This is a genomic window from Thalassobacter sp., assembly GCF_982993085.1.
In genome coordinates this window covers 1-14346 of the sequence record NZ_CEZFMW010000092.1, presented here as the reverse complement: position 1 = coordinate 14346, position 14346 = coordinate 1, and the positions used below count along the sequence as shown (strand labels likewise).

13 protein-coding genes are annotated in these 14346 nt (G+C 56.7%); 2 read left to right on the top strand and 11 right to left on the bottom strand.

What is annotated here, in order from left to right; translation table 11 throughout:
* Window positions 1-20 precede the first annotated feature (20 nt).
* Both comE and AC4GMC_RS13385 read left to right on the top strand, forming a co-directional pair.
* Window positions 21-575 (top strand): sulfopyruvate decarboxylase subunit beta, encoded by a 555-nt coding sequence (gene comE, locus AC4GMC_RS13390; RefSeq protein ID WP_487875769.1) that lies wholly within the window; start codon window positions 21-23, stop codon window positions 573-575.
* Between the two features lie 3 nt (window positions 576-578).
* Window positions 579-1709 (top strand): alpha-hydroxy acid oxidase, encoded by a 1131-nt coding sequence (locus AC4GMC_RS13385; protein WP_487875770.1) that lies wholly within the window; start codon window positions 579-581, stop codon window positions 1707-1709.
* A gap of 87 nt (window positions 1710-1796) precedes the next feature.
* On the opposite strand, the gene AC4GMC_RS13380 is transcribed toward AC4GMC_RS13385, so the two are convergent.
* The 11 genes from AC4GMC_RS13380 to AC4GMC_RS13330 form a co-directional block, all read right to left on the bottom strand.
* Window positions 1797-2579 carry a crotonase/enoyl-CoA hydratase family protein gene (locus AC4GMC_RS13380; protein ID WP_487875771.1) on the bottom strand — a complete coding sequence of 261 codons (783 nt, stop codon included), beginning with the start codon at window positions 2577-2579 and terminating at the stop codon, window positions 1797-1799.
* Window positions 2579-3433, bottom strand: coding sequence for a hydroxymethylglutaryl-CoA lyase (locus tag AC4GMC_RS13375; protein ID WP_487875772.1), 855 nt, complete (start codon window positions 3431-3433; stop codon window positions 2579-2581). Before AC4GMC_RS13375 ends, AC4GMC_RS13380 begins: the two co-directional genes overlap by 1 nt.
* Entirely contained in the window at window positions 3426-5402 is a 1977-nt protein-coding gene (locus AC4GMC_RS13370; RefSeq protein WP_487875773.1) for an acetyl/propionyl/methylcrotonyl-CoA carboxylase subunit alpha, read from the bottom strand. The genes AC4GMC_RS13375 and AC4GMC_RS13370 overlap by 8 nt, the downstream gene beginning before the upstream one ends.
* Before the next feature lie 9 nt (window positions 5403-5411).
* Window positions 5412-7016 (bottom strand): carboxyl transferase domain-containing protein, encoded by a 1605-nt coding sequence (locus AC4GMC_RS13365; protein WP_487875774.1) that lies wholly within the window; start codon window positions 7014-7016, stop codon window positions 5412-5414.
* Window positions 7016-8179: an acyl-CoA dehydrogenase family protein gene (locus AC4GMC_RS13360; RefSeq protein WP_487875775.1), complete on the bottom strand. Its 1164-nt coding sequence runs from the start codon at window positions 8177-8179 to the stop codon at window positions 7016-7018. Before AC4GMC_RS13360 ends, AC4GMC_RS13365 begins: the two co-directional genes overlap by 1 nt.
* A gap of 15 nt (window positions 8180-8194) precedes the next feature.
* Window positions 8195-9334, bottom strand: coding sequence for an acyl-CoA dehydrogenase family protein (locus AC4GMC_RS13355; RefSeq protein WP_487875796.1), 1140 nt, complete (start codon window positions 9332-9334; stop codon window positions 8195-8197).
* A gap of 3 nt (window positions 9335-9337) precedes the next feature.
* Complete coding sequence (locus AC4GMC_RS13350; protein ID WP_487875776.1) at window positions 9338-10096, bottom strand: SDR family NAD(P)-dependent oxidoreductase; 759 nt, start codon at window positions 10094-10096, stop codon at window positions 9338-9340.
* 3 nt (window positions 10097-10099) lie between these two features.
* Entirely contained in the window at window positions 10100-11278 is a 1179-nt protein-coding gene (locus tag AC4GMC_RS13345; RefSeq protein WP_487875777.1) for a thiolase family protein, read from the bottom strand.
* Window position 11279: 1 nt separating this feature from the next.
* Window positions 11280-12449, bottom strand: a complete 1170-nt coding sequence (locus AC4GMC_RS13340; protein ID WP_487875797.1) for a phenylacetate--CoA ligase family protein — start codon at window positions 12447-12449, stop codon at window positions 11280-11282.
* Window positions 12449-13270 carry an ABC transporter ATP-binding protein gene (locus AC4GMC_RS13335; RefSeq protein WP_487875778.1) on the bottom strand — a complete coding sequence of 274 codons (822 nt, stop codon included), beginning with the start codon at window positions 13268-13270 and terminating at the stop codon, window positions 12449-12451. The genes AC4GMC_RS13340 and AC4GMC_RS13335 overlap by 1 nt, the downstream gene beginning before the upstream one ends.
* 63 nt (window positions 13271-13333) lie before the next feature.
* Window positions 13334-14346: ABC transporter substrate-binding protein (locus AC4GMC_RS13330; protein ID WP_488089375.1), on the bottom strand; the 1013-nt coding region annotated here is incomplete at its 5' end.

The window sequence follows — 14346 nt, the reverse complement described above, 5'->3', positions numbered from 1 at the left end:
GTTCTGGGGAGGTTACTGATATGATCCGCTCTGAAATTCTGCGCGAAATCGCACCCATTCTGCGTCCGCACCTTGTTGTGTGTAACATTGGCCTGCCCAGCCAAGAGCTGCATTCTATCGATGATCAGCCCACCAATTTCTATATGTTGGGCACCATGGGTCTGGCCAGTTCGATCGGCTTGGGCGTCGCTTTGGCACAGGACAAAACCGTTATCTCTATCGATGGTGACGGCTCGATCCTGACAAACATGGGCACATTGCCTACCATTGCCAACAATGTGGCAGATAATTTCATCCTTTTGATCGTTGATAACGGCTCTTATGGCTCGACCGGCGACCAGCCGACATACGCCGGTAAGCTCACATCCTTGACGGCTGTGGCAAAGGCCTGTGGTTGTGAAAACGTCGTCGAATGCAAGGACGTCGACACCGGCAAAGTGCTGCAAGACGCAATCGACAGCAAAAAGATGACGATCATCGTGTGCAAATGCGACAGCGGCAACATCAAACTGCCTGTTATCACTCGTGATCCGGTCAACATCCGCGATCGCTTTATGGAGGCGGTGAAAGCCTAAACCATGATCCGCGGCCCTTGGAAAACTGACATTCATTCGTACGAAGATGCCCGGGCTGCTGCCCAAAGGTATCTGCCTTGGATGGTGTTCGATTATATCGACGGGGCCGCGGGCACAGGGGCAGGGGAGGCGCGCAATCGCGCGGCTCTTCGGTCCATACAATTGACCCCCCGCGTGTTGCACAATGTCAGCCAGCGGGACATCTCAACGACAGTGTTTAGCCAAAAGTGTCAGGTCCCATTCGGGATTGCACCCATGGGTATGTGCAATCTGTCTCGGCCCGGCGCTGACCTCATGCTCGCGCAGATAGCCGCACAGCATAATGTACCAATCGGCGCCTCAACTGTTGCTTCTACATCATTGGAAAATATGCATAAAGCCTCTGACGGGAATGCATGGTTCCAGCTCTATTTCAGCGGAGATGGCTCTGGCACAGAGCGATTGGTTCAGCGCGCCAAAGACGCCGGTTATAAAACATTGATCATCACTCTGGACGTGCCGGAAGTTGGGCGCAGACCGCGTGAATTGCGCCGCGGCTTCAAGATGCCGTTCAAGATCGGTGTACCACAATTCATTGATTTTGCTCTGCATCCTGAATGGTCAATCGGTTCGTTGATCGCTGGCAAACCGGACATGGCAAACTTCACGGAACCCGGATGGGAGTTTGATCGAACCGAAAGCCGCGCGCGAGCCGATTGGGGCTTTTTGGCGCGTATCCGCGACGTGTGGGACGGCAACTTGGTGGCCAAAGGCGTCTGCCATGTGGACGATGCGCTCAAACTGCGTGACGCTGGCGTCGATGCGATCCAAGTTTCAAGTCACGGAGGGCGTCAGCTGGACAGCGGCGTGCCACCAATTGATGCGCTTCGCGATATCCGTGACGCAATAGGGCCAGACTATCCGCTGTTCTACGATACAGGCGTGCGCAGCGGTGAAGATATCGTAAAGGCCTATGTCCAAGGCGCATCGTTCGTATTTTTGGGGCGTGGCATGCAATTCGCGTGTGCGGCTGGTGGGGCTTCAGCGCTGGCGCAATATTGGGAATTACTATCGCAAGACATCTCAGTCACGATGGCGCAACTCGGATGCACCTCGATAGACGACCTGAAGCAGCTAAGAGCAGCAGAGCATTAGATATCAAATCATTGTGACTTGATCTTAATCCAAGATAGGTCAATAAAATACATAATATCTATTATAGGATTATTTGGTTCAAGCTGATTAGTCCCATGCTGGCGCCCGCTTTTCCAAGAATGCTGCTATTCCTTCGGCAGCCTCATCACCCTCCCAAATGTCAGCCAACGCTTCAATCGATGCATCGATCATTTCCGCTGTGATTGGCGCTCCAAGCTGGCGTGCCATCGCCTTAGCCGCTCCAACAGCACCCGGTGCAACCTTAAGGTACGGCGCAGCTTCTTGCATCGCACGCGCGTTCAGTTCAGCCTCAGGTACAATGTCTGCAACCAGACCAAGCGTGCGCGCTTCCTCCGCACCAAAACGCCGAGCCGACATGAACACGCGCCGCGTTGCGCCCTCGCCCAAGCGTGCGACCACATACGGGCCTATCGTCGCCGGGATCAGCCCAAGCCGCGTTTCGGTCAGGCCAAACATGGCAGTGTCCGCGGCGATCACCACGTCACAGACACAAGCCAAACCAACACCGCCACCCATCGCGGCCCCATTAATCTGAGCGATTAATGGCACCGGCATTTCGTTTAAGGCATTGAACATCATAGCAAGTTTACGGGCTTCGATAATTCGAGTGGCACGATCAGCCTTGATCTGATCATGCATCCAGCCTAAGTCGCCACCAGCACAGAAAACAGGTCCTTCTCCCCGAAGGATGATGGCGCGAGCATTAGGATTATTCGCCATTTTAACTGCAAAATCTGTAAGTTCTGCAATCATTTGGGCAGATAAGGCGTTGCGTTTTTCTGGCCGATTGAGGGTCAGAACCATCACGCCAGGTTCATCGGACGCGATATGCAGGGTCTCATACGCCATTATTCAGATTCCCTTAAGATCTTGGCAAAGTACGAAGCCTTAGCCAACGCATCACGGTTAATGCCACTCTCAAACCCGCGTTTTTCTAAGTGCGCCACAAGGTCTTCAGTCGCCAGATTTCCTTGCGCCCCCGGTGCGTATGGACAACCGCCCAAGCCGCCAATCGCACTATCGAAGGTTCGCAAACCGTATTCTAATGCGACGTCGACATTCGCAAGCGCAAGCCCGTTCGTGGCATGAAAATGCCCAGCCAGTTGGCCCGCTGGCATCACCAGCAAAACCGCATCCAACATCGCGGCAATACGGTCAGGCGTGCCCTGCCCGATTGTATCGCCGAGAGAAACTTCTGTGCATCCCATGGCGGCGAATGCCTCCACCACGCGGACGACATCCGCCGGAGACACCGGGCCATCATAGGGACAGTCTGTCACGCAAGAAACATATCCGCGCACGGGAAATCCGGCGGATTTGGCTTCTGTGACAACTTCAGAGAATAGATTAAGGCTATCTGCTACTGATTTGTTTATATTAGCTTTACTGAAACCTTCCGACGCGGAGGCGAAGATAGAAACGCCATCAACGTTTGCGTCAATAGCTCCTTTCAACCCCCGCAAATTCGGCGTGAGTGCAGTGTAGTGCACATCAGACGCACGCCTGATACCAGCCAGAACTTCGGCTCCATCGGCCATCTGAGGCACCCATTTGGGGCTCACAAAACTGGCCACCTCAATCTCAGGAAACCCGCAATCAGTCAAAAGATCGACCAGTGCGATTTTCTGCTCCGTCGGGATCATTGTTGCAATGTTTTGCAATCCATCGCGCGCCCCAACTTCGACAATCCGAACATCAGTCATCTTGCGTCTCTTCGAACTCAATCAGAACGGCATTGTTATCGACTTGTGCACCGGGCACGGCCGTCACGGATGATATTATGCCATCCTTTGGAGCCACTAGGGTGTGCTCCATTTTCATGGCTTCCATCACGACAAGCGGCGTACCCATCTTAACGTAATCGCCCACTTCGCACGACACTGCTTTGATCACCCCCGGCATGGGCGCTGTGATACGGTCATCGCCTCCGGCACTCTCTGCTTGGCCGCCCCGCGTTCGAAGCGTAAAAACAAAGGCATTACCCTCGGAAAAAACGGTGACAGTATCCTTGTCCCGATGGACTTCGTACAGCCGGCCAACCCCGTCATCCTTGCATACACACACTGTGCCATCATCGCGGATTGCCACGCTGTAACGGCTTTCATCTACGATGTAACCGCTTTCACCAGCGTCGATTATGTTGATTTCGGCACTTTGATCACCATTCCCAAGGTCACAAACGTAACGCGCCTGCCCCCATGAACGCCATCCGCGCAAAGGCTGCGCCTGAAGCAGGCCCAACATTGTGAGGGCGGCGAGCACCCATAAACTGGCGTCCGGTTCACGCTCTTGGGTCAACGCCTCTAGATGGTTTTCGATCAAGCCCGTATGCACCGCCCCGTTCTCAAACTCTGACAGAGTGGCTAACTGATGAAGGAACGTCACATTCGTCGTCGGCCCGACGATGCGCGTACCTTCAAGAGCTTGGGTTAAACGCGCAAGCGCTGCTTCACGTGTCGCTCCGTGGGTGATCAGCTTGGCGATCATCGGATCGTACCAAGCACTAATCTCATCCCCCGTTGCCACACCACTATCGACGCGCACTTCGCCTTGTTCAAATGACGCCCCACTCGGAAACGCAACCTGAGCACAGCCCCCCGTCGCAGGCAAAAAGCCTTTAGGCACGTCCTCGGCATAAATGCGCGCCTCCATCGCGTGGCCCCGGAGAGGGATATCAGCCTGATCGAGCGGCAGAGGAAGACCGGCAGCAACGTTAAGCTGCCATTCAACAAGATCAACTCCAGTGATCGCTTCGGTCACAGGATGTTCGACTTGAAGGCGTGTGTTCATTTCCATGAACCAACACCCGCCTGCCCGCAGCGGGCCAGAGCCGTCCACAATAAACTCAACCGTCCCTGCCCCGACATAATCCACAGCGCGCGCAGCACGCAGGGCGATATCACCCAAATGGGCGCGCAATTCTGGTGTCATGCCCGGCGCAGGAGCCTCTTCGATGACCTTTTGGTGACGGCGTTGAAGCGAACAATCCCGTTCATAAAGATGAACAAAATTTCCATGGCTGTCTGCAAACACCTGCACCTCAATATGACGCGGGTGCGTGATGAACTTCTCGATCAGAACAGACGGGTCGCCAAAGCTTGCCGCACCTTCTCGCTGGGCGCCCTCAAGGGCCTGCAAGAACTCCTCGGGGCGCGAAACATGCCGCATCCCCTTTCCCCCGCCACCGGCGCGGGCCTTGATCATGACAGGGTAGCCTATTTCTGCGGCATGGTGGGCGAGAACCTCAGGAGATTGGTCAACCCCGTGATACCCCGGCACGACCGGCACACCGGCCTCATCCATCAACGCTTTTGCTGCATCCTTAAGCCCCATAGCGCGAATGGCCGATGCGGGTGGGCCGACGAAAACGGCACCGGTGTCCTCTACGGCCTCAACAAATGCCGCGTTTTCCGACAGGAACCCATAACCAGGGTGCACTGCATCCGCCCCAGTAAGGCGGATGGCAGCTGTGAGATTGTCAATATTGAGGTAGCTTTCCTGTGCGGCAGAGGGGCCGATATATGCAGTTTCATCCGCCAGTCGAACATGCTTGGCGTTGCGATCTGCGTCCGAGTAAACGGCGACTGTACGGATGCCCATACGACGCGCAGTCGCAATAACCCGGCACGCAATTTCGCCCCTATTAGCGATTAGAAGTTTCTTAATACCCATAAACCTGCCCTACATCCGAAACACGCCAAATCGGGTGTCACCGATTGGGGCGTTAGCACAGGCCGATAGCGACAGGCCGAGGATATCGCGCGTTTTGCGCGGATCGATAATGCCGTCATCCCACAGTCGCGCCGAAGCATAGAGTGGGTGGGATTGGGCCTCAAACATGTCGAGCGTGGGTTGCTTGAAAGCGGCTTCCTCTGCCGCGCTCCATTCGCCTCCTCTGCGCTCAATCCCATCACGTTTCACGGTCGCCAGAACACCGGCTGCCTGCGCACCGCCCATGACCGAAATCCGACTATTGGGCCATGTCCAGACAAACCGCGGGTCATAGGCACGCCCGCACATACCGTAGTTGCCAGCACCAAACGACCCACCGATCAATACCGTAACCTTAGGCACCGCAGAGGTCGCCACGGCAGTCACAAGCTTGGCGCCATCTTTGGCAATGCCACCGCTTTCGTATGCGCGGCCCACCATGAATCCTGTGATATTTTGCAGAAAAATCAATGGAATCTTACGCTGAGAGCACAGCTCTACGAAATGCGCCCCTTTGAGTGCCGCTTCAGAAAACAGAACACCATTGTTGCCGATGATGCCGACAGTCTGGCCCCAGATTTCCGCAAATCCACACACGAGTGTTGTCCCGAACCGCGCTTTGAACTCGTCGAACCGTGACCCATCAACAAGACGCGCAATTACCTCACGCACATCGTAGGGGGTGCGTAAATCTGCCGGCACCACCCCGAGCATTTCAGCCGGGTCGAACATCGGTGCATCGTGGTCCGCAAGGATCTCTCGTTCCTTTTGGGGACCAAGCGAAGCAACCGCCTGGCGGACCAATTCCAACGCGTGTGCATCATTGTCGGCCAAATAATCTGCAACCCCCGAGAGCCGCGTATGTACGTCACCGCCGCCTAAGTCTTCGGCGTTTACGACTTCGCCCGTAGCGGCCTTTACCAAGGGGGGACCTGCCAAAAAGATCGTGCCCTGTTCCTTAACGATGATCGTTACATCGGACATCGCCGGTACGTATGCGCCACCGGCGGTGCATGACCCCATAACCGCCGCGATCTGCGGAATGCCTTTTGCGGACATGTTGGCTTGATTAAAGAAGATCCGCCCGAAATGATCGCGATCAGGAAAGACCTCGTCCTGATTGGGCAGGTTCGCTCCGCCACTATCGACAAGATAGATACAGGGAAGGTTATTGGCCTCAGCGATCTCTTGGGCGCGGAGGTGTTTCTTAACAGACACGGGAAAATACGTGCCGCCTTTAACTGTTGCGTCGTTGCAAAGGATCATCACCTCACGTCCGCAGACGCGACCAACCCCCGCCACCATGCCGCCCGCAGGACAGGCATCATCATACATTCCGTGTGCAGCAAAAAGGCCAACCTCTAAGAAAGGAGAGCCAGGATCGAGCAGCTGATCCACACGGTCACGCGTTAACAGCTTGCCGCGTTCGACATGCCGCACGCGCGACGCATCACTGCCACCACGCAAAGCCGCCTCAGCCACCGCTTGCACCTGCGCAAGGGCCTCTAAGTGCGCACGTTCGTTGGCCTTGTAAGCGTCTGATCCAACAACAACTGATGACGTCAAAACGCCCATTAGGACATGGCCCCCATCATCTCACGACCGATCAGCATCCGCCGAATTTCTGAGGTCCCTGCCCCGATCTCCATCAGCTTTGCGTCACGGAAAATTCGGGCAACCGCACTGTCATTTACGAAGCCCGCACCGCCCATGGCCTGCACACCCTGGTGCGCCACATTCATCGCCTCCTCAGATGCATAAAGCACACATGCGCTGGCATCTTGGCGTGTTACTTCACCCCGGTCGCAGGCCGCTGCCACCGCATACACATAGGCCCGCGCCGAATTCATCTTGGTGTACATATCCGCAATTTTGCCCTGCATAAGCTGGAAATTTCCAACCGGCTGGCCAAATTGCTTGCGCTGAGCCACGTAGGGCATCACCTCATCCAGACACGCCGCCATGATCCCGGTGCCAATGCCCGACAGCACGACGCGCTCATAATCAAGTCCTGACATCAGAACCTGAACACCCCGGCCTTCTTCGCCAAGCACGTTGTCGTAGGGCACTTCAACGTTATCAAAAACCAACTCAACCGTGTTGGACCCTCGCATCCCCAGTTTGTCGAAATGGGCCGATTGCGTGAAGCCGGGCATGTCTTTTTCAATCAGAAAAGCGGTGATGCCTTTGCTCCCGGCGTCGGGGTCGGTTTTGGCATAGACGACCAGTGTGCCAGCCTCACCACCATTGGTGATCCAGTACTTGGTCCCGTTCAACAGGTAGTGATCATTGCGTTTTTCCGCCCGAAGTTTCATCGACACAACATCAGAGCCCGACCCTGCCTCGGACATTGCAAGCGCGCCAACTTTCGCGCCCGACATCAAATCGGGCAGGTAGCGCGCTTTTTGCTCGCTCGACCCGTTGATCGCAATTTGGTTCACGCACAAGTTCGAGTGCGCGCCATAGGACAGCGAAACCGATGCACTGGCGCGGGCAATTTCCTCGACCGCGACCACGTGCGCGAGGTACCCCATGCCTGAACCGCCGTCCGCCTCAGGCACGGTGATACCCAACAGGCCCAGTTCTCCCAGCTCTTTCCACATATCTTCGGGAAAACAATTGGTTGCGTCAATTTCTGCTGCACGTGGCTTCAGCCGCTCTTGTGCCCAACGGTGGACCATATCGCGCAGTGCGTCGATCTCTTCTCCGAGGCCGAAATTCATCGTTGCTGTGAACATCTGTTTTCCCCTGCCCTAGCCCTGCACCATCGCGCGCGCGATGATCATCCGCATAATCTCATTTGTCCCCTCAAGGATTTCGTGGACACGCAGATCACGCACCCGTTTTTCAATCCCGTAATCAGACAAATATCCATATCCACCATGCAGTTGCAGGCAATCGTTCACAACCCGAGAGCCCGCTTCTGTCACGAATTTTTTGGCGATCGCACAATGGTGGGTAGCGTCGGGTGCTTTCTGATCCAGCTTCCACGCGGCTTGGCGCAGCAGAACGCGGGCAGCCTGTAGCTCAACCTCCATGTCAGCCAACCGGAATTGCAGCGCTTGGAATTGATCAATCGAGCGACCAAACGCTTTACGTTCCGCCATATAGGCCAGCGTATCATCAAGGGCCGCTTGTGCCGCACCAAGCGAGCAGGCCGCGATGTTCAACCGCCCCCCATCCAGCCCAGCCATCGCATAGGAAAAGCCGCGCCCTTCTTCCCCCAAAAGGTTCTCAGCCGGGACTTTACAACCGTCTAATTGAACCTGCCGCGTAGGTTGGTTCCGCCAGCCCATTTTGTCCTCAAGCCCGCCAAACGACAGCCCAACCGCACCATTTTCCACGATGAGAGCGCTTACACCCTTGGGCCCGGCCTCGCCTGTGCGGCTCATGACGATGTAAGCGTCGGCATAACCGCCACCAGAAATGAACGCCTTGGTCCCTGTCAGTGCGTAGCCTTCGTTTGTCCGCTCTGCGCGAGTTTTCAACGCGGCCGCGTCGGACCCAGATCCCGGCTCGGTCAGGCAATATGCAAAGAACCGCTCCATCGACACCGCACCGGGCAGCATGCGTTCTTTGAGGTCGGCATCGCCAAACCGGTCAATCATGCCGCCACACATGTTGTGGATCGACAAAAATGCCGCCACGGACGCACAGCCGCGCGAAAGCGCCTCAAACACCAAGGTGCCATCCAGCCGAGAGAGGCCCGAACCACCTGCGTCTTCAGACACGAACAAACCACCAAACCCCAACTCAGCCAGCTTGGGCCAAAGGTCCTTGGGGATTTCACCAGCCGCATCCCATGCTGCTGCGTGTGGGGCGATCTCGGCCTCGGTAAAAGCCTTGGCCATATCAAAAATGGCATCTTGTTCGGAGCTAAGTGCGAAATCCATCATCTACCTCGGGGTCAAACGGGTGGCTCCATCCAAGCGGATAACCTCACCGTTAAGAAAATCGTTATCAATAATGTGGGCCACGAGGGAGGCAAACTCCTCCGGCGCGCCCAAGCGGGATGGGTTGGGTATGCCGGCGGCAAGCGCTTCTTGCACGTCCTCTGGCAAGCCTTTGACCATGGGCGTCCCGAAAATGCCGGGCGCAATGGCCGCCACCCTGATCCGCGCCTTGGCCAAATCGCGTGCCATCGGCAAGGTCATCCCGACGATCCCGCCCTTAGATGCTGCATAGGCCGCTTGCCCGATTTGACCTTCGTAGGCGGCGATGGACGCTGTATTAACGATCACGCCAACGCAGGGATCATCGGATGTAAGCGCTGCCATTCCGGCCGCAGATTGACTGGCAACATTGAAACTACCGACCAGGTTCACGTTGATAACCTGCTGAAATAACGCAGCATCATGGGCTCCTTCGCGCCCCACAGTGCGTGCCGCGGGTGCGATGCCCGCGCAGTTCACGCAGATACGCTCTTGCCCTTGGCTGGCACGCGCCTGCGCCAAGGCCTCAGCCACGGCTTGCGCTTGGGTGACATCAACCGCGACAAAGCCGGCCCCCAGTTCGGCGGCCACATCCGCCCCGTTCGGCGCACGATCCAGCAAGGTGACCGGGACACCCGCGGCTCGCAATCGCGTGGCAACTGCACGCCCCAATCCAGAGGCGCCGCCAGTCACAATCGCCGGTGTATTCGCACCAATTTCCATCTCTTAAACCTTCTCGATCGCGACTGCCGTTGCCTCACCACCGCCAAGGCAAATGACGGCCATGCCCCTGCGCTGATCATGTGTTTCGAGCGCATTTAACAGCGTGACCAAAATCCGGCTGCCTGAAGCCCCAATTGGATGGCCAAGCGCGCAGGCCCCGCCATGGACATTAACCTTTTCATGGCTCAGATCCATGTCGCGAACAAAAGCCATAGCAACCACGGCAAAGGCTTCGTTGACTTCCCACAGGTCCACATCGTCTGCGTCCCAATCAAGCTGGTCCAACAGCTTTTTCGCCGCGTGGATCGGTGCCGTCGTGAACCAATCAGGCGCGTGGGCAAACGTTGCATGCCCGCAAATTCGCGCGCGCGGCGTAAATCCCTGTGCGGCAACTTGATCAGCTGAAGCCAGAACGACCGCGCTCGCGCCATCAGAAATAGACGACGAGTTCGCCGCCGTAACTGTCCCGTCTGCCTTAAACGCAGGTTTTAGCTGTGGAATTTTTTCAGGCCGCGCCGATTGCGGCTGCTCATCGGCGGAAACAACACTTTCACCCTTGCGCGTTTTTATGGTTACAGGGCTGATTTCGGATGAAAAATGCCCCTCAGCGTCGGCAGTCAATGCACGGTTGAGGGAAGCGATGGCATAGGCGTCTTGATCGGACCGGGTAAACTGATAAGCCTCGGCGCATTGCTCCGCGAAGACACCCATTAGGGTGCCGGTCTGATATGCATCTTCAAGCCCATCCGTGAACATATGGTCCAGCAGGGAAGCATGACCCAACCGTGCACCGGCGCGTGTTTTTGCGGACAGATAAGGCGCGTTTGACATGCTCTCCATGCCGCCGGCGACCACGACATCACTGGTGCCTGCGCGGATTTGATCAAATGCGAGCATTGCCGTTTTCATACCCGACCCGCAAACCTTGTTAACGGTTGTGCAAGGCACGTTAATGCTTAATCCCGCGCCCAGAGCGGCCTGCCGCGCAGGCGCTTGCCCCAACCCGGCGGGCAACACACAGCCCATGAGCACTTCATCCACAACGTCCACCGCGATGCCGCCACCCGACAACGCACTTTGAATGGCTGCAGCACCCAGTTCTGGCGCGGTCATGTCCCGAAAAACACCTTGGAACCCGCCCATGGGTGTGCGGGCGGCGCCGATGATAAATACGTCTTTCATATTAGCTCTCTATAGGACGAAGGTCCGCAATCACCACACCATCACGGGGCAACGCGCCGGGCGCAAGCAGTGTGATTTCGGCGCGGAGTTTCAGGATATCTTGGATAGAGGCCGCGATTGCATCTGCATGATCACCATCCGTCTCGACCTGCACCGCGATGTGATCCGCACCATCCACACGGCTCACCTCAACCCGTGCTCGGGTCACATCATCGTGCCGTGCGACAAAGGTTGCGACCTGCTCTGGCCGGACAAACATGCCCTTAACTTTCGCGGCCTGATCCGCACGGCCCCGCCACCCCACGATCCTGCGATTTGTGCGGCCGCAAGGCGTGTCGCCGGCAGACATAAACGCACTCAGGTCACCCGTAGAGAACCGTAACAATGGATTGTCGGGATTAAGAACTGTGACCAAAACCTCACCAATCTCACCATCGGCAACTGGCGTGCCGGTGCCGGGTGTGACGATCTCAACGATGACGTCTTCGTCAATGATCATACCATCGGTGCAATCGATGCTTTCGTAGGCAATCAAACCTGCGTCGGCCGTGGCATAGCATTGCCGACAGGTGATACCGCGATCAGCATAGGCTTGACGCGTTTGCGGAAACAGCGGCCCCGCGGAGACAGCAGCATGCTTAATGCGTGTCAGATCAAGACCCAACTCACCCCCTTTTTCGAGGATCGTTGCCAGATAATCTGGCGTGCCGATATAGGCGGTCGTGCCGATGGCTGCCGCGACCTCCGCCTGCGCTGCGGTGTTGCCCGGGCCTGCCGGGAACACAGTTATGCCGTGGGCGCGCGCGGCACTCTCAAACATCATGCCCGCGGGTGTGAAATGGTAGGCAAACGTGTTCTGCACGATGCTGCCTGCCTCGATGCCCATCGCCCGCAGAAATCGTCCCAAACGCCAGTAGTCAGGCGCTAAACCTCCAGGTTCATAGATTGGGCCAGGCGACTGAAAGATATGGCTGACGTTTTGGGCGCGCAGCGCGCCCAGTGGTGGTGCCTTAGCCTGTGAGGCGCACAATTCATCCTTCCGCAGTACCGGCAAAGCAACCAATTCCGAAATGTCGGACATTTGCGACGTCTCTGGGAAAAGTGCGTGTAACTGAGCCAATTGCTCAGCCGCACGCGCCTTCGGGGAACGGACCTCCCGCAGGTCCGGCATCATGACAGCCACCGTTTGCGACGACGGTAGCTGCGTACGTCACGAAAGCTTTTGCGCCCCTCTTCCGACATCCCAAGGTAGAATTCCTTAACGTCCGGATTTTCGCGCAGATCGGCGGCGGGGCCTTCCATCACGACCCGTCCGCTTTCGAGGATATAGCCATGGTGGGCGAACCGCAGAGCCACGTTGGTGTTCTGCTCCGCGAGCAGGAACGAAACGCCCTCTTGCTCATTCAGGTTCTTCACAATCGTAAAAATCTCTTCAACCAATTGTGGGGCCAAGCCCATCGATGGCTCATCCAGCAAAATCGTCTCGGGGTGAGACATCAATGCCCGTCCGATTGCACACATCTGTTGCTCACCGCCCGAGGTGTAACCCGCTTGGCTTTTGCGCCGTTCTTTGAGCCGCGGAAAATAGTTATAGACCATTTCTAGGTCATCCTGCACCGATCCACGCCCTTGGGTCCGGGTATAGGCGCCGGTCAGCAGGTTTTCCTCAATCGTGAGGTGTTCAAAACAATGGCGACCTTCCATCACTTGGATCACGCCACGCTTCACCAGATCGGAGGGAGAGCTGTCCTGCACCCGCTCACCGCGATAGATGATCGAGCCTTTGGTGACCTCACCACGCTCAGAATGCAGCAGGTTCGAGATCGCCTTAAGGGTAGTGGTCTTGCCCGCCCCGTTTCCCCCCAAGAGTGCCGTGATGCCGCCTTTGGGCACCGTGAGCGAAACGCCCTTCAGCACGAGGATCACGTGGTTGTAGATCACCTCGATGTTGTTGACCTCTAGCAGGGTCTCAACTGGTGATTTGTCCAGCATTGTGGTGTCCTTCCATCCGCAGATTGGACGGCGCCAAGTGTTGGCACCGTCCGTCAGCAGCCCCTAGAGGCAGCCTGGTGTGATGTTGTTTTCAGCAGCAAACGCAGCGCTGTCTTCTTTGACCAACGGGCCAGTAACGCTGTCATCGGGGGCGATGTAATCGGTCAAAGCCACCCATGTTTTGTCGATCGCGTTCCACTGTTGCACGATACCCAAACCGTTGCCGCCGTGATCCTGACAGGACACGGAGAACTCCGGACCGATGGCCGACATGCCCAGCTCTTCCATGCGTGCATTAGTGATGTTGAGCGTCGCCATACCTTCGCGCATTTGTGCAGCCGTAATGTCCGACACACCGCTGATTGCCTGAGCGTTTGCAATGGCTTCGGATGCCAGCATCGCGGCATACATGCCACGGGTGTACAGAACCGAACCAAGGTTGGAGCCATCGCCAGCAGCGTTGCCGGCATCGTGAACGAGTGTCTTGATCTCACCAAAAACCGGCAGATCGCCAACACGGTTCATGTTCAGCGACTTGTAGCCGTTGGCTGCCTCACCCGCAGGTGTAACGTCATGCTCAGCACCCGCCCACCAGTTGCCAATGAAGTTCTCCATTGGGAAGTTGATATTCGCGGCTTCTTGCACGGCAACTTGGTTCATGACGCCCCAACCCCACATCAGGACATAGTCCGGACGCTCACGGCGGATTTGCAGCCACTGGGATTTTTGCTCCTGGCCGGGGTGGTCAACAGCAAGTTGCTTCAGCTCAAACCCATGCAGTTTGGACAGCTGTTCCAGCGTACGGATCGGCTCTTTGCCGTAGGCCGAGTTGTGATAGAGCAACGCAAGGGTTTTGTCCTCAAGCGAGCCGCCGTTTTGCTCTAGCAGGTAGTTCACCATCACTGAGGCTGCGTCCCAGTAGTTCGCGGGATAGTTGAACACCCAGTTGAACACTTCGCCATTCGCCGCCGAGGTCCGACCATAGCCCATCGTGTGCAACGGGATTTGGTCAACCGTCGCCTTGGGGATCAACTGATAGGTGATCCCGGTCGAGAGCGGTTGATAGATCAAAGCCC

Excerpts from the sequence above, each read along its gene's own strand:
- AC4GMC_RS13380 (WP_487875771.1), bottom strand. The coding sequence starts at position 2,579 with ATGGCGTATGAGACCCTGCATATCGCGTCCGATGAACCTGGCGTGATG.
- comE (WP_487875769.1), top strand. The coding sequence starts at position 21 with ATGATCCGCTCTGAAATTCTGCGCGAAATCGCACCCATTCTGCGTCCG.
- AC4GMC_RS13365 (WP_487875774.1), bottom strand. The coding sequence starts at position 7,016 with ATGGGCGTTTTGACGTCATCAGTTGTTGTTGGATCAGACGCTTACAAG.
- AC4GMC_RS13340 (WP_487875797.1), bottom strand. The coding sequence starts at position 12,449 with ATGCCGGACCTGCGGGAGGTCCGTTCCCCGAAGGCGCGTGCGGCTGAG.
- AC4GMC_RS13370 (WP_487875773.1), bottom strand. The coding sequence starts at position 5,402 with ATGGGTATTAAGAAACTTCTAATCGCTAATAGGGGCGAAATTGCGTGC.
- AC4GMC_RS13375 (WP_487875772.1), bottom strand. The coding sequence starts at position 3,433 with ATGACTGATGTTCGGATTGTCGAAGTTGGGGCGCGCGATGGATTGCAA.
- AC4GMC_RS13360 (WP_487875775.1), bottom strand. The coding sequence starts at position 8,179 with ATGTTCACAGCAACGATGAATTTCGGCCTCGGAGAAGAGATCGACGCA.
- AC4GMC_RS13385 (WP_487875770.1), top strand. The coding sequence starts at position 579 with ATGATCCGCGGCCCTTGGAAAACTGACATTCATTCGTACGAAGATGCC.
- AC4GMC_RS13355 (WP_487875796.1), bottom strand. The coding sequence starts at position 9,334 with ATGGATTTCGCACTTAGCTCCGAACAAGATGCCATTTTTGATATGGCC.
- AC4GMC_RS13335 (WP_487875778.1), bottom strand. The coding sequence starts at position 13,270 with ATGCTGGACAAATCACCAGTTGAGACCCTGCTAGAGGTCAACAACATC.
- AC4GMC_RS13350 (WP_487875776.1), bottom strand. The coding sequence starts at position 10,096 with ATGGAAATTGGTGCGAATACACCGGCGATTGTGACTGGCGGCGCCTCT.
- AC4GMC_RS13345 (WP_487875777.1), bottom strand. The coding sequence starts at position 11,278 with ATGAAAGACGTATTTATCATCGGCGCCGCCCGCACACCCATGGGCGGG.